Consider the following 21,599-nt stretch of genomic DNA (forward strand, 5'->3'; position numbering starts at 1 on the left):
GCGACTTTAAGTCGCAACAATGAACCCCTGTACTTTAGTGCAGGGCGTGGTTCAGATACTCCTCAGGAGTAAAGGACTTCCCGTCTTCTAACGGAATGGGATTAAATTTTTTAATCCATTTATAAAGGGTTGTTTCGGATAGGCCATCTTCGCTGCTGAGATTTTTGACCGGTGTGCCTGTTTGATAAAGTTCAACGATCATTTGCCGGAATTCATTGTTGAATTTGTTGCCTGTTTTTCCGCTGCCCATACGGTACACATCCTTTCGTTAATCCTTAGTTTAACTAAAATGTGTCCGTAAAACTATCCTAACATCAGCAACAGTAAGTGGTCAAACAGAAAACGTTAAGGTTCCTGACAATTCTCAAAAGCCAATTAATTTAATTGATAAAGAAGACCCAAGTAACAACATGTCGATAACTCTCCCTGATCAACAAGCAACATCAAACGCAACAGAGACAAAAGATGGGGCAGTCGTATACGACAATTCCAAAAAATGATTTTGGATTAGCTGTACAGCCAACTAATGGTAGTGTTAAGGCATTAATCACCATTAAAGATAATGAATCACCAAAAAGATATGACTTTAAAATCGACTTACCTGAAGGAGGTAGGCTAGTGCACCGTAGCTACCGTATTTGTTTTAATTTTCTACCGTGAGTTTAGGGTACAGTGAGTGTAACTTGATACAAGCATTAGCTGTGGTAAATTGCCACTTGATCGTAATGGACTGACGATTACGATCGTCGCACCAAGCTTTGAACTCCTGATCCAGTTCTTCAAGGGTCAGCTCATCTACGGTCCAACTCCCACCTGATTCTCCCTCGGTTTGAGGCTGATCGCAGGCTAAAGCAATGAGTTCACAGTGCTGGCTTAGGGTAAACGTTTGCGGAGATCCTGAACGTGGGGCATCCAGCAGACCCTTCGTTCCTTTTTCCAAGAAACGGTGGCGCCATTTTCGGACGGTCTTACTTGTTGTTTCCAATTTATCGGCAACCTCGGTGACACTGAGCTGTTCCACCTGCAGTTTCCAGATGATTGAGGCGCGGAATTTGAAACGGTATTCTATTTTCAGAGATTGAGACCAAGTTTTTAGCTTTTCTCGATCCGACGGGGTTAGAAAGTCAGTCATAATCAGGTCCATTCATCAAAATTCTCGGTTGCCTTTCTTGTTAACCATAGAATGCCAGATATTTCCGAACCCGTCTTTAGATCCCCCCCAAAAGGGGGAGAGTATTTATGAAACGTGGTACTAGTGATGTGTAACGGGAATCCAGGTAATATAACAACAGCCGGGATGGATCCCGACCACGAACTTACCCTGCAAGCGGCAGGCAGTGCGAGGAATAATTAAATTGTATCAATCTCAAATGATTGTATCGTATAAAACTCCGCTATATGGCTCGATCAATTCGGCAATCAGGCTCTTCACTGATTCTTTGCTTGCACCCAAAATGGCAAAAAGGGTTCTGCGGTAAAACCTCCTTCAAAGCTTTCCTCAATATCAGTCATTGCCTGGTCTAAAAGACTACGATATCATTAGTACTAGCTTTTTAACGATGTATGATCAGCGGGCGGTTTCTTAACGTGTATTAAATTTATTACCGGCAAACTTCAAGAATACCAAACCAATAACGGCATCCCTGTTTTTTTCGGTGCCACCAATGCCACGGGGGGCAACGCGGCAGTTCCATAATACAGTTTCGAGGCTGACCTCTTTTTCTTTAACAGTTCTTGCCATTATCTTTCCTCATTTCCGGGTCGAAAAATGCAACTATCACCCTACTGTCCAAATATAATTCTAATCTATCGTTTATACCATAAGCGTACTTACTCTGCAGTACTGTCTCCTTTTCGGTATTTCTATCATCGCATTTGCCGGAACGAATCCAATTGTTCACCTCTGTTTGAACAACCTCGTTTCCCGAATGCTTTCACAACAAGGTTCATGATAGCCTTCGTTGCATCGTAGGGTAACAGAATCATCATATACGGAGGAAACATGAACTAATTATATTTTACTGCTATGAAGTGCGAAAAACTAGACAGTGTACATGATTGGGGGATTCGTGCATACTCTTTGAAAGAAAGCCTCATATTAAAACGCCTTATTAAATTTATATTAGTGATTTGAAAAAGATAATGGGAATTCGTTCAATCATCCGGTAATAAAGAGTCAGAACATAAAAAGAAAAGTGTACCCCATAGCGCGGCTAGCTAAAAGGCTTGCGCTATGGGGTACTTTTTAATCAGTAAATAATGGTTTTAACGGGTTCGGATCCTGACTATGGAAAAAATCAATATGAAACAGAACTGTATGCCGATCTTCTAAACTCTTAAATTTTGATCACAAAATATTTTCCGGAACAGGGAGGCCGAGACCTTCTGCCACACGTTTTCCATATTCCGGATCCGCTCTGTAAAAGTGGCGGATTTGGCGCTCTTTGATTTCTTCTTTTTCAACCGGTTTTAGCCAGTTGACGAGATTTCGCACCAGTCGTGTCCGTTCGTCCTCACTCATTAGGCGGTACAGGTCGCCCGCCTGTGTATAAAAATCATCGTCATCGTGAGGGCGATTCGCCGCCATACCACTGACTTCGAATTCGGCTTGTTTGTCTTTGGGGGATTCGTGCGGTCCGCCAAAGCTGTTCGGTTCATAGTAAACGGAACGGCCGCCGTTCCCATCAAAGCGCATGTTGCCGTCGCGATAGTTGTTGTTGGTACCATTTAGCGGACGATTGATCGGTAAACTCTGATAATTGGCTCCAATGCGGTGCCGCTGTGTGTCCGCATAGGAGAAGAGACGTCCCTGGAGCATTTTATCCGGAGACACATCAATACCGGGTACAAGCGTAGCCGGGGAGAAAGCCGCTTGTTCCACTTCCGCAAAATAATTTTCAGGATTTTTATTTAGGACCATACGTCCAACTTCAATCAGCGGATAGTCTTTCTGAGAGATGACTTTGGTGACGTCAAAGGGATTGAAACGATAGGTTTTCGCGTCTTCCAGCGGCATGATCTGGACATATAACGTCCATGATGGGTAGTCGCCTTTTTCAATGGCGTTAAATAAATCTTCAATATGGTAATCTGGATTTTCTCCGGCTAGTTTTTCGGCAAGGCTGACGTCGAGATTTTTAATTCCCTGATCTGTCCTCCAGTGATATTTGATCCAAACGCTCTTGCCTTCCGCATTCGTCCATTTAAATGTGTGGCTGCCGTACCCGTGCATATGACGGAGGGTCGCAGGGATGCCGCGATCGGATGCCAGGATGGTCACCTGGTGAAGCGATTCAGGAGACAATGACCAGAAATCCCAGACGGCGGTTGGATTCTTCAGGTGAGTTCTCGGATCCCTTTTTTGCGTATGGATAAAATCCGGGAACTTAATCGCGTCACGGATGAAGAACACCGGTGTATTGTTGCCGACTAAATCATAATTCCCATCATTCGTATAAAACTTAACGGCAAATCCTCTTGGATCGCGAACAGTGTCGGCAGATCCGAGTTCACCGGCAACGGTTGAAAAACGGACAAACACAGGAGTGCGCTTCCCGACTTCAGATAGAAAATCGGCTTTTGTATAATTGGAGAGATTGTTTGTGACTTCAAAATAACCATGTGCTCCAGCACCCTTCGCATGCACCACGCGCTCCGGAACACGCTCGCGGTCGAAATGCGCCAGTTTATCAAGAAGCGCTACATCTTGAATAAGTGTAGGTCCTGAAGAACCTGCAGTCATCGAATTCTGATTATCACCGACAGGTGCACCCCAGCTGGTTGTCAGTTTGTTTTTATTTTCGCCCATGTTGTCACCTCTTCCTATTGAGTATGGTTAGAGGATAACATATACTGTTTAAAATTAAAACTAATTAATACTTATTTTAATTAAAATTATGTTTAACTTTAAAGTAAAATATCATATAATTCCTTTATTTAAAAGGAAAATAGAACGATTAATCCTCCTGAAAGACAAATCCTAGAAATGCGAAAATTTTTATTTGTTGAGATTTCAAAGATTGATTTATTTGAACGCATTGATCTATCTGAGCGCAGCAATGAATTCACCAAGCGTCTCCTTACCCCAAAGTAATGCAAAGGAACGTCATCCGAAACTTTACCATTGCTACCGTCAGGGTTCCTTTCCTTGTACCCTGGCAACTGAAAACGCATATTACTGTTTGCCTACTATGCCGCGCGCTTTCGCCGGAATGCAGGCAACCATCGCCAATAGGGCAATGACCATCGCAATAAGAAATGTAATATGCAGAGCAAAAGTGAACGATTGATTTTGGATAGCTTGAACACTAAGCTTTTGCGCCGTTGCATTTTGTTTGCCCAAGGTTTGCAACACGGTAAACAGGGATCCCGACGCGGTTATGCCCAGAATCATGCCAATGTTTTTCATGGTGGAAAGTGTGCCTGATGTTACGCCTCTGTCCGCATCGGGAACGCTTCCTAGAACGGCGCTATTGTTTGGCGTCTGGAACATACCATATCCAATTCCAATCAGAGCTACCACCAAGATCAGATAAGGTAGTCCAGTATTTTGTCCAAGAAAACTCATCAGCAATAAAGCAACACCCATAACTCCCATGCCCGTGATACATAGGCCACGGCTGCCAATTCGGTCGGATAAAGAACCGCTGGCCGGAGCCGCCAACAAAAAGGCGAGAGGCATGGGCAAATACAAAAGGCCTGCCTGAACCGTGGAAAAGTGCCGAAAGGTTTCAAGATAGAACGGGAGAAGAAAGATAAAAATATACATAGCTGTAAAGTTAAGCATCGCTGCGATTCCGTTGTAAACAAATATTCGGCTGCGGAACAAAGAGAAACGCAAAAGTGGGTTCGGCTGTTTGCGTTCATAAAGCGCAAATAAAAACCAGAGGAGGACACCAGCAAACAGCAATCCGACAAACAATCCAGCAGGCATATATGATTCTCCGATAGTATCCAGTGGGAATAAAATCAGCCACAGGGACAAAATGAACAAAACTCCGCCTTTCCAGTCAAACAGTGTATTTGTGTGTGGTTCGTCTTTTTCAATATTCCGAACAGCTAAAAAGATTGCAATCACGCCTACTGGAACATTGACAAAGAAGATGCTGTGCCAGCCCAATGTGGCAGTCAGTATGCCACCAAGAAGCGGACCGAGGCACAGGGCGAGGGAGATGGAGACAGCCGTCACGCTAAGTGCTTTGCCTCGGTCTTTCTCATCGGCAGCATGAGTGGAAATTGCTGGTCCGGATGAAATGATCATGGCTCCGCCTACCGCCTGAACGGACACCCCAAATAGCAATATAGCAATGTTAACAGATAGACCGCAGATCAGCGAACCTACCGTAAATATCGACAGCCCTGTTACAAAAATACGTTTCCACCCGAAGGCGTCCGCCAATTTTCCGCAGAGCAATAGCGTGCTGCTGATGGTAATGAGGTATGCGGTGACCACCCATTCAGTCAACGCAAGCGAAATGTTAAAATCTTTTTGAATGACCGGTAGTGACACGTTTACGATGCTGTTGTCAATTTGGCCCATAAAGCTGCCCAATGCAACTGTAATCAAAATGTTTCGTAGCTTTGCGCGTGGAGTACGGCTCAAGGTATCATTTCCTTTCCTAGATGCGGTTGTAAAAGTTGAGGAATTCCTCGCATTTACAATAAGCTGTGAACTCGTCATTGTCAATAGTATGTGAGGGATTCCTCGCATAATATTGACAGGCACTCTGCCGGCGGATACAATGACGGTAAAGGAAGTGACCGCATGAGTGAAGCAAGACCCATCCGCAGACCCAGGCAGTCCAGAGGAATTGCGTCCCGGTCCAAAATCGTTGATGCCGCCCTTGAATTGTTTAAGGAAAAGGGATATTATGGCACCAACACCGAGGACATTGCAAAAGCCGCTGATGTTTCCATTGGATGCCTGTATTCATACTTCAAGGATCGAGACGACCTGTTCCATGAGGTACTTAACCAGAGGCAACAGATTTTCCTTCAACTGCTTCCTTCCGAACCGGTCACAATAAAATCAGAAGAGGATATCCGCGAGTGGTTGAAAAAGCAGATTATCCGAGTGGCCGAATTTCAAAGGAGTTCTCGACGCATCTATACGGACATTCGTTCCCTTTCTTATTCTTCTCCGGCGATTTCACATATTCTGACGGAACAGCGAAACCGCCGTCTCCATACGGCAATGGAGTTTTTCAATACGCACAAACAGATCCTCAAAGTGGAGGATATAGAAGCGGCTGCAATTCTGTTTTGTAATCTTATTTCTGTAACCACAGAGCAGATTGCATTTCGGGAAAATGATATCTCGGAAGATCGCATTTTGCAGGCCGGAGTTGATGCTCTGATGGCGTACCTGTTTATCTAATGGGCAGCAGATTTGTTATGTATATAACTGAAAAATTGTGCTTATTATAAAAATCAGACATAATTTCCAAAAGCGGGATCTAAACCCGTCGGCTTTTAGCCAATAAATCCTTTCGGGACTCGGTGGTATTTCAGCGGCTTCTGAAGCGCGTTCTGCACTCAAGTACAGAGTATGGCTTAGGAGTCCAATTTTTAAACACAGACTGTTTTCAGAGAATTGTGCTTATTTCATCAAACCGATTGATGCTTGGATAGTTTTACGGACACATTTTTCAAAAGCATGACCACGGAGTTAGCCCAACCGGGTGAAAAAACAGATCGTGACATTCGGTGACACGTTCTGTGGCAGTCAGTTAATAAAAAAGCCTGAAATCCTTGATATACCAAAAATTTCGGGCTTTTATGTGATGATTACCCTATCTGTCTTCTGATCAACGGGCTTAGCGGGTAGTATGCTGAGTTATCGAGACTTGGATGAGTTAAAGACGCTCAAGCCGGGTTAAAAAAGGTTTGGATGGTGACATCCGCAAAATATAGATATAAATATAACCCAATCTATAACACCATTCATAAAAACACCTTTTTTTATATTCTGAAATTACGGTATAGTAAATATGTTTTACTTTATTGGTGGTTTCCAAAGCGGTATATCCATAAAAGTGGTTTCCTTCACATTAGGTAAAACATCATAAATGGAACATTTCATCTGTTTTGCAAAATACTCTTTTATTCCAAAAGTAGCATTCCATCGTGAAACGGATGTAGACGATACACCGTATCTTCTTGATACATCAATAAATCTTTTTTCTAACATACAGAAACCGTTGGCTAGCGCTAAACTATCGCACAACTGTAAGAGTCTATCATAATCATCATAAGCACAACTTACAATATAGTCTTTGATAAAAATCTCTTCATCCTGAACTTCTTCAGCAAAATCTTTTCCCTTTATTGGATAAGAATGAGTCATACAAATCTTTGCAACTTCGTCCCATCCTTTTTCCATAGAATAAACATAACCTTCATATACATGTTTAGGGACACTAACAATGCCGACCCTGCGACCTATATCATGTAAAATCCCTAAAATATAAGCCTTATCAGCATCCATATTTGTACATTTTTCTGCAATATATTTTGCCGCCAGGCCTGCATTCAGTGAATGATTTGTCCATGGACCTGGATTTAAATGTCCTGCTATTTCTAATTCCCTTTCTGCTGTTTTTTTATCTGGTAACATAGATTTTCCCCCAGTTAATTGTGATAATTACAACATACTACTATCTTCGAAAAAGAGGGGATTTTATGTTAAAAAAATCTATCTATAAAGTGGGACCCATTGTCAAGACACAAATTTTAAAATATTAAGGTGGGGGTTGGAGGGGGAATTCCCCCTTCTGATCTGATTTCTTAATGTTCTTATAAAACCAGAAAAATGAAAATTCATTGACAAAAGATAATTAATGGTAGACGCTTATCTTAACATAGTTTACTTAGTTACTAATACTGAGCATAACAAGCCTATTATCGAATGGAGCGTGTGACTATTGAAAAAATTGTTGGTAGTACTTACTGTGACGGGTTTGTTGTTAACATTTTCGGGATTTGGTCAGGTGGCTTTTGCGGACACTGGTTCCTCTCTCTCGTTGCAACCTCAACGAGTGGGAACAGTTGCTGCATGGATATTTGATCAAGTGACGAAAAAAGAAAACGGAACCTTTATTGATGTTGTTAATGGCGATCGTTATTGGAACACTACAAAAGATAATATATCTTTAACTTCGTCGTTCACTGGTAGCCATACAAACGGTTCATCGGTCTCGGCTTCATTAGGAGGTGGATGGGGCCCCATTAATGCAACAGTTGGATACAATGCCAATAGTTCATATACTTGGAGCTATACAGAAGCCGTACACATTACCATCCGTCCAGGCTATATGGGCTGGAATGAATACGGAGTGGGTCGAGACGAGTGGTATGGGCATTATTATTATCGTGACCAATATGGAAATGAGTCAAGTAGTCATTGGATTTATGTCTATAGTCCTCGATACAAATTAATTAAAGCAACCACTCAATATCGGGGGTATTAATAGATGAGGCAGAAACCGAACCCCTTTCCCGGTTTTAAGATTTGTTTTTTTATATGTTTATTAGCCATTATTAGTATTGTTATTACAGGTTGCAGTACCACTGCTAAAAAAGAACCTTTGACGACTAAGAAAACGAAAACTGTGTTTGTTTCAGAAGTGGTCTTTCGTCAGGCAAGTAAAGGCAACTCACAAACGCCTTCTCAGACTGCCCTGCACGGGATGGTGTGGTATCTATCTAATGGAAGGACAGTAACTCCGGATTTAAAGGATCTCGTTTTTAATTCAACGGTCGGTAAAGATGGGTTTGTTGTTTTGCTAGTACCAGGAACGACTTATAAATGGTTTAACTACGTTTTCCTTAGTTATAAAAATCATGCTTGGGTGGTAAGTGGGTATGTAGACGCTCCAATTCAAGGATCTCTCTCTAAAAATAAACGAGGTTTGGCTTTGCCATTTCCTAGTTATTTGGGATTAAATCTGGATATTAATTCAAACCAAAAGGTCTGGGTGTTTGAGAATGTTGATCACTTTGTCATTATTGAACGTCAAAAGCAATATCCTGTTTCTTTACCAGGGTTTAAACTGATAAAGATCAACGGCAAACAACTATCAATTAAGAGCTCTGGAAATACGAGCACAGCCGTTTATGGCGATGAGGAATCCATGGTCACGGTGGCCGGAAACGTGAAGAAAAATGCTGTTATTAGTTTAGTAAAAAGTCTTTCACCAACGACTGATCCGACCTTTCCCTATAAATGATAGTTAGGAAAATGGTTGGACTAACGTGCTTTATGTGATTATAGAGGACAAGTTCCCGACTTAACCTCACGTGCTTTGTCAAAACCTCCATTCGTCATTATGCGTCGCTCACCGGTTTCCGGATCAAAGCAATAGAGGGTTCCACCGTTATCGTACGCGACATTTTTGAAGTCTCCGAGCAGACGGGTCTGATTGGGATCCTTCCACATAGTCCATGTAAATTTTGTGCTCAACAATATTTTTACCATAAGGGGAATCAGGTATCTTTTTTTTATGGTGGAAAATGAACGAGTTCATGAAGGGTGCGATGAAAAATCGCATGAATACACGATCGGGCTGGGAGAAAATTATTTTTAGGCCTCTGTTCAGCCTAGAACTGACGCGATTTTCGAGACATCGAAATTAGCTCAAATTTGATAAAGAAAGAAGAGATAATGAAATATCTGGATTATTTAGAAGCGGCTAAAAAGGATTTTGATAAATATTTTTCGAATGATAAATTATAAATCCCACTTATACCTATTACGGAGAACCGTATCATAAGTAAATGAGGTTTTACTGAACGTAGTCTTGTAAAATCGCTCTGTTACGATACATTTTTTATGGGAGAAGCGGTCTTAAATCATGTCCTAGCACACACGAAGCAATAAATATATGCAATAGAAATGCTTAATGCGATGTGGAAAGGTATGGAAGGCGGGGTAAGGAACTATGAAGCATAGAATAGGTTTGTTATCCGACGTACATGGTAATATAACAGCATTAGAAGCAGTGATTGCGGATTCAATTCAAGAAAATGTGACGGACTATTGGTTTCTGGGAGACTTAATCATGCCCGGACCTGGTTCTGGGAAATTATTTGATATTTTGGAAACGGTCAATCTATCTGCCTTTGTAAAAGGAAATTGGGAAGACTGTTTTTTAGAGGTATTAAGCGGCGATATTGATACAAATGATCCAACAGATATATATATTGCAAAATTAGCTCAATATCAGTGTCAGAATTTGAGTCATGCCAATATAGAATTTATAAAGCGATCGCCACTGTACCTGACCAAAACGATTAATGGATTAAAATTTGGTATTTCTCACAATCTGCCTGAAAAAGATTATGGCACTGATTTAACCCCTGATCAGGATACGAAAAATTTTGATCAGTTGTTTACGAAGGAACAATGCGACATCGCAATTTACGCACATATCCATCATCAAATGATTCGATATAGCAGCAACGATGAATTGATTATTAATCCAGGTTCTATTGGACAGCCTTTTTTTAAATGGGACAAACTTCGTGCTGATCGGCGGGCACAGTATGCAATTATAGAGGTAGATGAAAATGGTCTATTTGAAGTAGATTTTAAAAAAGTAAGATATGATGTAGAAAGAGAAACTCAGCGAGCGATAAGGTATGGAATACCATACCTAAACCTGTACAAAGAATTATTGAAAACAGGATATGTTCATACACACGATAAGGAACTGTTACTGAAAATTAATCGTCAAAATGATTACAAAGAAGATGTAATCATTTTCTTCAACGAGAAATACCGTGACACTAGGAATTGACGGAGAACCGTATCACAAAGTTTTAATGACTAATAATACGAATGATAAACCAATAGTTAGGGAATGGTGATTGACACACTCCACTAGAGATTATCGGGCATAACTATAATGTCTTGAAAAATAAACTCCAAAAATTGCTTTTAGAAAAAATATTAGAGTGTTCACCAACATTTTTTGAATGTTTAATCGTTGAATTAATTGCAGCTATGGGTTAAGGTGGGTCGGTAAAAGATAGAGCACCCCCCCTTGGTCTAAGCGAAAAAGAACCCGGTCTATAGTTAATTCTTTGTTTCTATGATGATGAAATTGAAAACCTTTAATGAACTATACTCCCGTTAGCCACATAAAGATCCCCATTGTAACAATAGACAGGATTGTGCTATAGAAAAGCGTTGATGCCATTTCCTTTTCGGCTACCTTAAACTGAACGGCTAAAATGATCCCTATTGATCCGGTTGGAATCGCAAGCGAGATCAAGACGATATTTTGAATAGTTCCGGGTGTCCCGCTTATGATCATCAACGCCCAAATCGCAAGCGGTAGCAGAACGTTTTTTGAAAGAATATTAATTCCCACGGGCCAAGTTAACTTTACCTTGTGTGAAAAAAGAATAATACCAGATGAAAATAAGGCGACGCCTCCCGTAGTTTTCCCCAATAACGCAAATGAGGTCTGAAAGGAAGCTGGCAGGGTAATGCCGCATAGCTCGATCGTAAAGGCCAGAAGCGGGGCCCAGACAACAGGTTCTTTTAATGTAGACACAATATTTTTTTCAAAGAGGGTAATGGGATTGGCATCTGATCTGTCATTGGAGTCGTAAGACAACAAAATTATACAAATGGGTATCTGGACCAGATTTATCAGAAGACCACAAATCGCTATAGCGAGTGTGCTTTCACTTCCGAAGAGTGTATTTAATACGGAAGCACCAACGAAGGGTACAGCTGGACCGGCAATGGCTATGGCCTGTAAAACGGAGACGGACAAATTTCTTTTGAAGATAAAGTGAGAGATGATCAACACCATTATGAATCCGCCAATCATTCCGATGGACAGCCATATTACCATAGGTACATTACTTAAGATCTCTTTGCGTGGCGTGCTAAGAATTCCCGCAAATAAACTCATCGGAAGGGCGTATAGCATCACCATTCGATTTAGTATACTGCTTTGATCCACACTGAAGTCATGGTGCCATCCGGCAAAAAAACCTAGTATCAAAGTGACTACAATAGGCAGCAATGCATTTGTTAATGTTCCGATCATCAGGTAATGCTCCTTTCGGTCAGTAAATAAACAATCAGTTTTACACTACCCCCTAAATTGGATGGTTGGTTTTTGCCCCTGCCTTAACAATCCTGATGGTCTTACTCGTTGTTTCCAATTTCTCGGCTACGCTTAGATGCTCCACATGCAGTTTCCAGATGATCGAGGTGCGGAATTTCAAACGGTATTCAATTTTCAGGGATTGAAACCAAGTTCTTAGCTCTTCTCGATCTGACTGGGTCAGAAAGTCTGTCATAATAAGGTCCATTCATCAGAATTTTCGGTTGCCTTTCTTGTTAACAATAGAATATCAGATACTTCCTAATTCGTCTTTAGTATTTTCCTCAATACGGGGAAAGTATTTATGAAACGTCGTATTAGTACATCTGAAGAGATAAACATAAAAAAACTAAATTTGGTGGCAAGCAATCGAGTCATGCTTGTCATTTTTTTATAAATGCCTCATGTACAATAAACCAAATTTAAAATAAAAAATCGAGTCAAAAAAGCGGCCCTTAGCATTGGAAAAATTGCCGTATTATCTTTTTGTAACTGGCGCATTATTTTTTATCATCTATATCGCAATGACCATTAATAAACTGTGAAGAATAAAAAGAGGGTTAATGCAGGAATTGTCATTATGTTTTTACTGGGTGCTGTTTTTACGAGTGCGAGCCTCGTAACGTATTTCAAATCATCTTCACTTCAAAAAAGCGTAACTCAAAAAATAAGTGCCACTGTAAGGCAATCACTTGCCTCACTGGTTGGCCGATTCTTTTTCCCCGAATTCAGTTGGGTTGTCGGGCGTTAAGGAAATACGCAGAAGGTTCGCTTCCAAGATGATCTTTCTTCTTTTCTTTTTTCTGATGCGTATTTGATTCCATGATCCATTCATTGACTTTGTTGATAATGTCCTAACCTTTTTCAGCAAAATTTAATTAAATTGTTTTTTACAGGTGCATTTTTTTTAAGCAAGCTGCGAATTTAGAAATGTCTAGAGTTATATCAGCTGAGCCGGTCCATTTGTTTGACGTTTGAGGATCCTTTTCGCCGATAAAATAATGATAATCCAATTTTCCCAATGAACTTATTCCATAGAAATGGGCGATAATATAGTTTGGGTGAAAAATTTCCAGAATTTTTGTTTTAGGCTTGCAGAAAGTTAAATTTGTTAATGCTGCCCCATGTGCAGCTATTATGGACTCTGCGGATGAAAAAAGCTGAACCTGTTCTGCCACTGAGAGGGATTCCAATTCCACTTTAACAAAACCATATTTGCTTAGTATCTCCATTGCTTGATCTTCATTAGTGATTTTCCGCGACCATTTTCTACTGATGTAAATTCGCTTTTTATCGGAGGGATTAAACTTACAATCTTTTAAAAATGTTTTACGTAGAAAATCATATCCCCATTTTGTTGGGAACGTTGGTTGTGAAGGAATAATTAATTTTTCAGCTTGAACATGGAACCCGCGGTGAGTAATTAATAAATTTTCCTTATTTAGTCCTAATTGATTTAAGGTTTCGGTTTGATAAGGTTGCTCGGGTTCAGTATTCACGATAAACTGATCAACCGTTAGACCGCTTTGCCGAATTAAATGAATCCTGGGGATTACCTCATACATCCAATGATAATAATTCCTGCTAAAAACATGTGTCAGGTCTGCAGCATTTTTGACGAAAGAAGCTACCGGCAATGTTTTCTCTTTAAAAATGGAATGATTCTCGGGAGTAATATCAACACCCTCAAAAGATACATCCCATATGAGTTGATTATCAGGAGTAATGATTGCTCCATTTACTCCCCATACACGTCCATTCGGAATAACCGCAACATAGCCACCCTGTGACTTTAATTTACTTGGAAACCATGAGGGGGGCCAGGGGGGACGATGTTTCGCTCTACTTAAAATAAGCGTTTCAGGGTAGATTGCTCTAATGTCCGCGCCTATTGATAAGGCCCCATCTTTTGCAGCAGTCCACTCTTTTACAGAATTAACGATTCCAATAGGCGGTAGTAAATGATTCAAAAAGACACCCCTATTCATTTTAATCTTCTTCATTCTTTAATAGATTACATAGATCGCTATATGGTCACTCGGATGCATTTTGTTATGTTCATTTACCAGTCTAGTTTCTCTCTGTAGTAATCATATTCTTCTTTAAGATAAGGATCACCATTCCACGGTTTGACATCCGTATTGAAATGAATAATCTTTGGCTGAATATCTAAATGTCCCATTCTGTATACCTGATAGTTCCACTTGTAATCAAGTTCAAACCATTTATTGTACAGTATGGCGTTAAGCGCATCCTGATCCCACCACATGATTTTTGAAGCGTGTTTTCTGATAAATTGAAAAATCCTTTTCGAAATATTGTTTTTCCGCCACTTTTCAAGATTCATGAGCATAACGCCTGAATTAAAGTATTTATACCTCTTAGGTAATCTGATTCCGGCAATATCGACCGGGTCCTCTACGGCACCCAAAAAATAGTGGCCCAATTGTTTATTGTTCCATAATTCAAGGAGGTCATCTTTAATGATCAGATCACTGTCAAGATACAATGCTTTTTTTATCTTCCGGTCTAAGAGATCAGGTATCGATATCCGATAGAAGGCCTCCCGGCTCACATGTCCCCAGCCTTTACAGTCTTTGAAAAGCCTTTGATCTACGTTCAGAAATACAGGGGAGGTGTTGAAGGTTTGAAGAAGGTTACGTAACTTTAATTTATTATCCTCCGACAAATCTCCATCGATAATATAGATCTGATAATGAGTTTCGGGCGATTTATTTTCAAATAAAGAAAGCAGCATCGTAGCTAAATGAACCGCGTAATGATCATTACAAAGTGTAACTATTGAAACCTCTTCCATTTATAGTCCCTCACGTCGCTGTTTGTCCAATTGCCTATAATTGTCGGCTAAGGACTCGCAATAATTTAGTAAGTTAACAATTGCATTGACTTCATAATCTGTGGTGTACTTTAAATCCAGTGAACGGCAAAAGGAAAGGTTCATTGGAACATATTTTTCCTGATGATCTGAGATCGTATCAAGATTTAAATAAAAGTTATTTTTTTTAAGTTCATCAAAAAGGGCATGCCAGTGATAATTATATCCCTCACTATAGTTATAAGAAGCAAGTGTGTTAATCCATCCTACAGTTATTTTTGATTTTAATTGTTCTAAGGATCGATAAGGAAAATGTCTTAATTTCAGGGTCTGTAATTTATGCGTTTGTATATTTTTTTTATCAAATAATAAATCATGGTTGCCGCCGGAAATGGAGGGAGAATAGGCGTCCATTATTTTTTTCGAAACGATGACTTTGGGCCAATAATCTTTTATTGGACTCGCAAAAGTAAGCCTTTTCGGTATAAACAACTCGTTTTCATCTAGATTAATGGGGAAGTAAGTATATTCTCGTTCAATGTAATAAACTTTACTTGTTGATAAATTGTTTACTAATTTTCGAGGGTTTCCAGAATAATTAGGCGCCATTAAGAACTCATCAACGTCTAAAGGGAATATCAAATCAGGACCAAACTGATCGAAAGTATACTTGATTAAATCTGTTGTTTTGTCCCCCTGGATATATTCTAGACTAACGTCCTGCTTTAAATAGACAGGAAGGCCCTCTGTCTGCAATTGGTTGATAATTTCAAGAGATCGATCCGTACTTCCATTATCTAAAAGAACCATGCCATCAAAAATATTCAGATGGTATCTAATGTAAGACTCAATGATATCTGCCTCATTCTTTAACATGCCGACACAAAACACTTTCTTCATAACAATCCTCCTTAAGTTTATATCACGATCCGGTCGTTATAGTTTATTCACTTTATTTTTTTGTGTATAGATGATTCCAAAATTTCTCGCCATGCATAAAATGAACCAAACGTTTTGGAGGGAGTAGCTATGGAGTTGTCTGTGGTAACAGCTGTGTATAATGGTGAAGCGCATCTCGAAGAGGCTATTCAGGGTATTCTTAATCAAACCTTCCATGATTTTGAATATATTATTGTGAACGATGGTTCAAGTGATCGGACAAGAGAGATATTGGACGGAGTGATCGATCCCAGAGTAAAGGTCATTCATTTAAAGAAGAACAAAGGTGCTGCCAATGCTTTAAATACAGGTATTTACGATGCCAGTGGCGAATGGATTGCTCTTCAAGATGCCGATGACGTGAGTATGGAACCTCGCTTGCAAAAACAATTAACCTATATAAAATCCCACCCGGGGTTTGCGGCTATTGGTTCTCTTATTCAATGTATACCTGAAGATGAAAATATGGATCAAAATTTCCTGAAAATGGAAGAGTTCTTTTTCAATGCCAAAGAACCGGAAAAATTCAGGGATGAACAGTTCTACAGTACGCCTATTTGTCATGGTTCGGGCCTTTTCTCAAAAAAAGCTTTTCAAAATACTGGAGGATACGATCCGGCGTTTAAAATTGCTTATGATTACGATCTATGGTCGAGAATGTTTGAAGAAGGAGAAATTGGAAGAGTACCGGAAGTTTTATACCAATACAGAATTCAAGCCAATTCTCTTGCACATATGAACAGAATAGAGACAACAAGTGAGGTTCTGCTTAGTACGTTTAAATCTCTAGCAAAGGTAAGGTTCGGCCAATTAAACAGAAAACCGAAACTGCTCTTACTTGGATCACAAAAGGAGATTGCTTTTTATAAAGACAAAATAGCACCTAGAAATCATTATTTAAAGATGCTATTTCTTGAACAAAAACTGAGTAATATCAAAAAAGCTTATTCTTTATATCGATTTAGTAAAATTGATGGAATAGTTCTGGCTTCAAATCCTCAAATGAATCAAACTTTTCGTTTTTTTGCCAGCAGGGGTTTGTCATTCGGGCGTCAGGTATTTATGGTTTGGATACCGGACGAGTTCTCGTAACAAGTGAATGTCACTATTTATTTTGCAAAAATAAGTTGTAGCTCTCCTTCATACCAGCCAATCTTTCCTCAAAGGGAACGCCGCAGTGATGGACAATAACGGGATCACTGGCTGCACCTAAGAACCCGCCCCATGACATCATGCTGTTGTATTTTATATCCAGAGTTTTAATGCAGTCCGTGTATTCAGTCGGTCCCACATAGTTATAGAAGTCGCGAGGATTAGGATAGCCCAAAAGTTTAAAAAGTGCGCCTTGTTCCCATGGATGACTGAGAATGTTATCCGTTTGATTCCACATATCATCTAATATTTTTATAGATCTATCCGTCTTTTTTACTACCCATACCCCGGTATTCGGGCAGCAAGGTTCAACTCCTTTGTGCGTGCAAAGGTGCATATCGTAATTTAAATCAAGGTCGTCTTTAATGTTTTGATGAGGATTGACTATCATTGTGTCAGCATCCATCCAGATAACCAAAGAATAATGGTCAAGGAGGCTGCGAATTAAAACTACTTTATCCCAGGCAACAGGCCTGTTCGTCACTAATTGGTGAGTGACAAAGACGGTGTCAAATCCATGCTCTTTTGCGTATAGATCGACAGTTGGTTTCATTATGTTTAGCAAGGTTTGATGCTCACCGACAGCGAGTGAACAAATCACACTGTCGCTTGAAGTTTGGAAGTTAAGATCAGCTTTGGGAATCAATGTTATGGCCGCCTCTTCTCTCTTTATCAGATCTTGTCTTTATAAGCCCTTATTGTCTCATCAAGTCCTTTTTCTAATGAAACGGTTGGTTCCCAGTCTAAAAGTCTTTTAGCCTTCGTTATATCCGGTTTCCGAGTCGTGGGATCATCGACCGGCCGAGGCTGAAAGACAATTTTGCTACTGGATTGCGTTAAGTGTTTTATTTTGTTGGCAAGATCCAGAATAGTTATTTCGGCAGGACTGCCGATATTAATGATTTCTCCAGTGGCTTCTTCTTTTTCCATCAACCGTTTTAATCCGCGAATGGTATCTGTGACATAACAGAAGGACCGTGTCTGAGTCCCGTCTCCATATACCGTTATATCTTTACCCGTTAAAGCTTGTGTCACAAAGTTTGAAATGACACGGCCGTCATCATTTGCCAGACCTGCTGAATACGTATTAAAGATCCGCGCGACCTTTACTTTGACATCGTAGAGGGTGTGGTAAAGGTAGCAATACACTTCACCAAGTCGTTTGGATTCGTCGTAACAGGCCCTTGGACCCCAAGTGTTGACATTTCCTCGATAGGTTTCCGGCTGAGGAATGACCTTTGGATCACCGTAGGTCTCACTCGTACTTGTATAGACTATTTTCGCCTGGTTTTTCTTCGCTAATTCAAGCATATTTTCTGTGCCTTGTGTATTGACTTCAATTGTTTTTAACGGGTATTTTTGGTAACTTTTTGGAGAAGCAGGCGATGCCAGATGATAGATTTCGTCAATTGTGTTTAAAAGAGGATGTTTGAGTAACTCAGGAGAACCAATATCCATGTCTATAAAAGTAAACTTTTCTATGTCCAGATCGATCATATTTCTGGGCTTTCCTGTTAATAAGTTATCAATACCGATTACCAGGTTCCCCTCATCTATCAACTCTTTTGCCAGATGAGATCCTAAGAAACCCGCTACCCCGGTTACGACGATTTTTTTTCCCAATTTCTGCACCCCATTCATCACTTTATTTCATGTTGATAACATATTATGAATGGGGGACATGAATGGTATGGACGTAAAACTCGATTGGAGTGATTTTGTGGTAACAGTACTGACTAGCACAATACGGCAGGAGATGTCGGATATGATTTTAGACAATTTCCTGAGACAGAATTACAATCCAAAGGAATTAATCATCCTTTTAAATAATAATGAGATAAACGCCGACCAATGGAAGGAAAAAGTAGTGAATGATAACGTTATTCGTGTTTTTCAATTGGATGAAGAAAAGACATTGGGAGAATGTCTTAATTTTGGTGGGGAACAATCATTCTTTGATGTCATTGCCAAGTTTGATGACGATGATTACTATTCACCCACCTATTTAACGAATATGGTAGGTCAATTAAAGGAAAAAAATATTGATGTCATTGGCAAGTCTTCTATATTTGTTTATTTTAAAACCGAGAAAAAACTGAGCTTTTTCAAAAGAAGTAAAAATCCTTTTTATATAAGAAAAGAAAGGGATTTAAAAAGGGCACTGGCAGGCGGAACGCTTATATTTAAAAAGGATGTTCTAAAAAAGGTGCATTTTGCACATTTGAATAAAGGAGAAGATCTTCAGTTCCAAAAGGATTGTCTCCATCAAGGTTTATCACTGTTCTCAAGCGATCCTTATGATTACGTCCTCTTTCGATATGATCCAAAGCATCATCAGCATTCGTGGGAGACAGACAATCAAATCTTTCAACAGCATTGTCAGTTAATATCCGTGACGGAGTCTTTTGAAAATCTGATCCGACGGCCTCAAACAAAAGGTTATGCTCCATGATTTCCGTTGTCGTCTCAACTTACCGTCCGCAATTTATCGACAATATCATTGAAAACTTTTCAAAACAAACGCTTGTAGAAAAAGAGCTGATCTTGATCCTTAACACCGGGGATATAGATGTTTTTCCTTTTAAAAAAAAGCTTGCAGAGTGCGGTGTTCGTGGTGTTATCTATCCTTTATCAGCCGATATAAGTCTCGGTGAATGTCTTAATCAAGGGGCAAAAAGAGCAAGTTATCCTACGATCGCTAAATTTGATGATGATGATTATTATGGAAAATATTATTTAGAGGAAGCCCAGCATGTACTAACCGAAACAGGTGCTGAAGTCATTGGAAAGCGATCCTTTTTCATTTACTTTAAAAACAAGAACGAGCTTCGATTATATAATCCCAATCATGAGCACGTCTGGGTTTTGAATCATGGACAGTCTGCTTATAAAAGAACTTATTTTTTTAGCGGGGCAACTTTAGTCATCAAAAAGCGTATCGCTGAAACTTACCCCTTTCCAAATACCAATGTTGGAGAAGACAACTGGTTTCAAAAGAACTGTTTTCTCAATGAAATCAAGATGTATGCTACATCTAAAATGAATTATGCTTATTTAAGATATCCGTCACCGCATCATCATACTTCTGAGAGTCAGGACTTTTTGTTAAAGAAGAAAAGTAATTGGGTCACCCGCACAATGAATTTTAATCTCGTGGTAGATCAGATAAGTCCTGAGTATTAGATGTGTTTAATGTCTACAGTTCCTGTCTGCGTTCAGTGATGCTGGAAAACAGGCTCCTTCACTATTTTCAATCGGACTAGGTTTGAGCACTACCAAGCGGCGATCCTACCGAATATGGTACAAATGAGAAAATAATGAGGGGTGAAAAGATTGGGCGATAAAAAAAAGTATGATGACCAAAACGAGCATCGCGAAGATAAAGAGGATAGCAAGTACTTAAAAAGAGAACATCATGATAACAAAGAGGACAGCAAGTGCTTAAAAAGAGAGCATCACGAAAATAAAGAGGACAGCAAGCGCTTAAAAAGAGAACATCACGAAAATAAAGAGGACAGCAAGTGCTTAAAAAAAGAACATCATGACAATAAGGAGAATAGTAAGCGTTCAAAAAAAGAACATTGTGATCACGATTCCTGCCAGAGCTGTATCTGTCAACTGTTAAGGAAGGCGGGGCAAGGAACCATGGTCAGGCTGGTTACTGATTCAGGGGACATCATTGAAGGGAAATTTATTGGGTTTAGTGAGGAGAAATGCTGTGCAATAATTGAGGTTAATGAAATTGTCTCGCCGCCTATTCCGTGTGAAGTAGTCTTTGTTGATTGTCTGAAAATTGAAAGCCTAGTTTTTATTAACTAAGGAAGCAAATGATATGGGTCAGACACAGGGCTTACGCATTTAAAAAGTAGAAGAATATTTTCCCAGAAAACGGTAAACAAACGTTCCGGTGAATGTTTATGCAGGGCATATCAAAAAAACTGTTCTAATGTATGGTGACGGAGAACAAATACGCGATTTTACGTATGTTGGTGATTGTGTTGAAAGAACTCTTTCCATACTTTATGCAAATAAGATTATCGTGAAAACTATTAATATTGGCGGAACAGAAAGAGCTTCTATCCTAGATGTCATTACCATCATCAGAAAGATTCTGAAAGAGGGAGTCAGGATAAATTTTATCGGGCAGCCTAAAGGTGACTCAACGGTTGTGGTTTATCGAGCCGAAAGACATCCTTATTTCATGAAGTGGAAAGGCTGCCTATATCAGTCACCGTCCCATTTGTTTTTCGTCTCAATGTTTTAATTTGGTTCATCAGTCGGCGTAATGGTGTAGTAGCGGATGTGGACCATTCTTTGACTCGACTTCGATGGGTCAGATGCTTTTATTAGCGAGCCTATCTGTAACGTCCATGGCGATCTGCATCTTCACTGACTGGATTTGATTTACACTGTTTCAGTATGTCTTGACATTCCTCTCGGCATTTAAGGCTGTCCCATTCTATTTTTAATCTATTCTCAAAATTCCGCCTATTAAGTAAATTTTAATAGAGTCCGCCTGAATTTCTAATACCGCTTATTAGTTTTTTAAT

General features: G+C 39.8%; 21 protein-coding genes. 9 read left to right on the forward strand and 12 right to left on the reverse strand.

The window, feature by feature from the left end; translation table 11 throughout:
• Window positions 1-34 precede the first annotated feature (34 nt).
• The 5 genes from COP04_RS03000 to COP04_RS03020 form a co-directional block, all read right to left on the reverse strand.
• On the reverse strand, window positions 35-250 hold the full coding sequence (locus COP04_RS03000) for a transposase (protein WP_100486632.1): 216 nt from the start codon (window positions 248-250) through the stop codon (window positions 35-37).
• Between the two features lie 393 nt (window positions 251-643).
• The gene (locus tag COP04_RS03005; RefSeq protein ID WP_100486633.1) at window positions 644-1,144 is read right to left on the reverse strand and encodes a helix-turn-helix domain-containing protein; all 501 of its coding nucleotides are present in this window, start codon (window positions 1,142-1,144) and stop codon (window positions 644-646) included.
• A gap of 438 nt (window positions 1,145-1,582) precedes the next feature.
• The gene (locus tag COP04_RS20100; protein ID WP_204988012.1) at window positions 1,583-1,741 is read right to left on the reverse strand and encodes a hypothetical protein; all 159 of its coding nucleotides are present in this window, start codon (window positions 1,739-1,741) and stop codon (window positions 1,583-1,585) included.
• A 606-nt stretch (window positions 1,742-2,347) separates the two neighbouring features.
• Window positions 2,348-3,808, reverse strand: coding sequence for a catalase KatA (gene katA / locus COP04_RS03015; protein WP_100486634.1), 1,461 nt, complete (start codon window positions 3,806-3,808; stop codon window positions 2,348-2,350).
• Between the two features lie 366 nt (window positions 3,809-4,174).
• Window positions 4,175-5,602: an MFS transporter gene (locus tag COP04_RS03020; protein WP_162297072.1), complete on the reverse strand. Its 1,428-nt coding sequence runs from the start codon at window positions 5,600-5,602 to the stop codon at window positions 4,175-4,177.
• Between the two features lie 162 nt (window positions 5,603-5,764).
• Here COP04_RS03020 and COP04_RS03025 point away from each other — a divergent pair, with 162 nt between their 5' ends.
• On the forward strand, window positions 5,765-6,376 hold the full coding sequence (locus COP04_RS03025) for a TetR/AcrR family transcriptional regulator (RefSeq protein ID WP_100486636.1): 612 nt from the start codon (window positions 5,765-5,767) through the stop codon (window positions 6,374-6,376).
• 618 nt (window positions 6,377-6,994) lie between these two features.
• On the opposite strand, the gene COP04_RS03030 is transcribed toward COP04_RS03025, so the two are convergent.
• Window positions 6,995-7,615 (reverse strand): HD domain-containing protein, encoded by a 621-nt coding sequence (locus tag COP04_RS03030; RefSeq protein ID WP_100486637.1) that lies wholly within the window; start codon window positions 7,613-7,615, stop codon window positions 6,995-6,997.
• A 307-nt stretch (window positions 7,616-7,922) separates the two neighbouring features.
• On the opposite strand from COP04_RS03030, the gene COP04_RS19370 reads away from it, so the two are divergent.
• From COP04_RS19370 to COP04_RS03045, 3 genes are all read left to right on the forward strand, one after another.
• Entirely contained in the window at window positions 7,923-8,468 is a 546-nt protein-coding gene (locus COP04_RS19370) for a hypothetical protein (RefSeq protein ID WP_157800149.1), read from the forward strand.
• Window positions 8,469-8,471: 3 nt separating this feature from the next.
• Complete coding sequence (locus tag COP04_RS03040) at window positions 8,472-9,227, forward strand: hypothetical protein (RefSeq protein ID WP_100486639.1); 756 nt, start codon at window positions 8,472-8,474, stop codon at window positions 9,225-9,227.
• A gap of 711 nt (window positions 9,228-9,938) precedes the next feature.
• Window positions 9,939-10,796, forward strand: a complete 858-nt coding sequence (locus tag COP04_RS03045; RefSeq protein ID WP_100486640.1) for a metallophosphoesterase family protein — start codon at window positions 9,939-9,941, stop codon at window positions 10,794-10,796.
• 324 nt (window positions 10,797-11,120) lie between these two features.
• Here COP04_RS03045 and COP04_RS03050 read toward each other — a convergent pair whose 3' ends face one another.
• From COP04_RS03050 to COP04_RS03070, 4 genes are all read right to left on the reverse strand, one after another.
• Complete coding sequence (locus tag COP04_RS03050) at window positions 11,121-12,062, reverse strand: AEC family transporter (RefSeq protein WP_100486641.1); 942 nt, start codon at window positions 12,060-12,062, stop codon at window positions 11,121-11,123.
• A 950-nt stretch (window positions 12,063-13,012) separates the two neighbouring features.
• Complete coding sequence (locus COP04_RS03060; RefSeq protein WP_100489497.1) at window positions 13,013-14,092, reverse strand: glycosyltransferase family 61 protein; 1,080 nt, start codon at window positions 14,090-14,092, stop codon at window positions 13,013-13,015.
• A 92-nt stretch (window positions 14,093-14,184) separates the two neighbouring features.
• Entirely contained in the window at window positions 14,185-14,940 is a 756-nt protein-coding gene (locus COP04_RS03065) for a glycosyltransferase family 8 protein (protein WP_100486643.1), read from the reverse strand.
• Window positions 14,941-15,858, reverse strand: coding sequence for a glycosyltransferase family 2 protein (locus COP04_RS03070; RefSeq protein WP_100486644.1), 918 nt, complete (start codon window positions 15,856-15,858; stop codon window positions 14,941-14,943). It abuts the gene before it with no gap.
• A 129-nt stretch (window positions 15,859-15,987) separates the two neighbouring features.
• Here COP04_RS03070 and COP04_RS03075 point away from each other — a divergent pair, with 129 nt between their 5' ends.
• A complete protein-coding gene (locus tag COP04_RS03075; protein WP_100486645.1) occupies window positions 15,988-16,989 on the forward strand; it encodes a glycosyltransferase family 2 protein in 1,002 nt (333 codons plus the stop codon).
• A 13-nt stretch (window positions 16,990-17,002) separates the two neighbouring features.
• On the opposite strand, the gene COP04_RS03080 is transcribed toward COP04_RS03075, so the two are convergent.
• Entirely contained in the window at window positions 17,003-17,695 is a 693-nt protein-coding gene (locus COP04_RS03080; protein ID WP_100486646.1) for a putative nucleotide-diphospho-sugar transferase, read from the reverse strand.
• A 26-nt stretch (window positions 17,696-17,721) separates the two neighbouring features.
• Window positions 17,722-18,672, reverse strand: a complete 951-nt coding sequence (locus COP04_RS03085; protein WP_100486647.1) for an NAD-dependent epimerase/dehydratase family protein — start codon at window positions 18,670-18,672, stop codon at window positions 17,722-17,724.
• A gap of 67 nt (window positions 18,673-18,739) precedes the next feature.
• On the opposite strand from COP04_RS03085, the gene COP04_RS03090 reads away from it, so the two are divergent.
• The 4 genes from COP04_RS03090 (at window position 18,740) to COP04_RS20690 (ending at window position 21,313) form a co-directional block, all read left to right on the forward strand.
• Window positions 18,740-19,501, forward strand: coding sequence for a glycosyltransferase family 2 protein (locus COP04_RS03090; protein WP_157800151.1), 762 nt, complete (start codon window positions 18,740-18,742; stop codon window positions 19,499-19,501).
• Window positions 19,498-20,232 (forward strand): glycosyltransferase family 2 protein, encoded by a 735-nt coding sequence (locus COP04_RS03095; protein ID WP_100486649.1) that lies wholly within the window; start codon window positions 19,498-19,500, stop codon window positions 20,230-20,232. Before COP04_RS03090 ends, COP04_RS03095 begins: the two co-directional genes overlap by 4 nt.
• 150 nt (window positions 20,233-20,382) lie before the next feature.
• A complete protein-coding gene (locus COP04_RS03100) occupies window positions 20,383-20,868 on the forward strand; it encodes a hypothetical protein (RefSeq protein WP_100486650.1) in 486 nt (161 codons plus the stop codon).
• An 88-nt stretch (window positions 20,869-20,956) separates the two neighbouring features.
• Window positions 20,957-21,313 carry an NAD-dependent epimerase/dehydratase family protein gene (locus COP04_RS20690; protein ID WP_100486651.1) on the forward strand — a complete coding sequence of 119 codons (357 nt, stop codon included), beginning with the start codon at window positions 20,957-20,959 and terminating at the stop codon, window positions 21,311-21,313.
• Window positions 21,314-21,599 lie beyond the last annotated feature (286 nt).

Source organism: Sporolactobacillus pectinivorans, assembly GCF_002802965.1.
GTDB classification, from domain to species: Bacteria; Bacillota; Bacilli; order Bacillales; family Sporolactobacillaceae; genus Sporolactobacillus; species Sporolactobacillus pectinivorans.

What these genes read in the sequence shown, in the direction of transcription:
- katA (WP_100486634.1), bottom strand. Translation starts at nt 3,808, where the DNA reads ATGGGCGAAAATAAAAACAAACTGACAACCAGCTGGGGTGCACCTGTC.
- COP04_RS03075 (WP_100486645.1), top strand. Translation starts at nt 15,988, where the DNA reads ATGGAGTTGTCTGTGGTAACAGCTGTGTATAATGGTGAAGCGCATCTC.
- COP04_RS03050 (WP_100486641.1), bottom strand. Translation starts at nt 12,062, where the DNA reads ATGATCGGAACATTAACAAATGCATTGCTGCCTATTGTAGTCACTTTG.
- COP04_RS03000 (WP_100486632.1), bottom strand. Translation starts at nt 250, where the DNA reads ATGGGCAGCGGAAAAACAGGCAACAAATTCAACAATGAATTCCGGCAA.
- COP04_RS03040 (WP_100486639.1), top strand. Translation starts at nt 8,472, where the DNA reads ATGAGGCAGAAACCGAACCCCTTTCCCGGTTTTAAGATTTGTTTTTTT.
- COP04_RS20100 (WP_204988012.1), bottom strand. Translation starts at nt 1,741, where the DNA reads ATGGCAAGAACTGTTAAAGAAAAAGAGGTCAGCCTCGAAACTGTATTA.
- COP04_RS03070 (WP_100486644.1), bottom strand. Translation starts at nt 15,858, where the DNA reads ATGAAGAAAGTGTTTTGTGTCGGCATGTTAAAGAATGAGGCAGATATC.
- COP04_RS03030 (WP_100486637.1), bottom strand. Translation starts at nt 7,615, where the DNA reads ATGTTACCAGATAAAAAAACAGCAGAAAGGGAATTAGAAATAGCAGGA.
- COP04_RS03025 (WP_100486636.1), top strand. Translation starts at nt 5,765, where the DNA reads ATGAGTGAAGCAAGACCCATCCGCAGACCCAGGCAGTCCAGAGGAATT.
- COP04_RS03045 (WP_100486640.1), top strand. Translation starts at nt 9,939, where the DNA reads ATGAAGCATAGAATAGGTTTGTTATCCGACGTACATGGTAATATAACA.
- COP04_RS03090 (WP_157800151.1), top strand. Translation starts at nt 18,740, where the DNA reads ATGGACGTAAAACTCGATTGGAGTGATTTTGTGGTAACAGTACTGACT.
- COP04_RS03065 (WP_100486643.1), bottom strand. Translation starts at nt 14,940, where the DNA reads ATGGAAGAGGTTTCAATAGTTACACTTTGTAATGATCATTACGCGGTT.
- COP04_RS03005 (WP_100486633.1), bottom strand. Translation starts at nt 1,144, where the DNA reads ATGGACCTGATTATGACTGACTTTCTAACCCCGTCGGATCGAGAAAAG.
- COP04_RS03095 (WP_100486649.1), top strand. Translation starts at nt 19,498, where the DNA reads ATGATTTCCGTTGTCGTCTCAACTTACCGTCCGCAATTTATCGACAAT.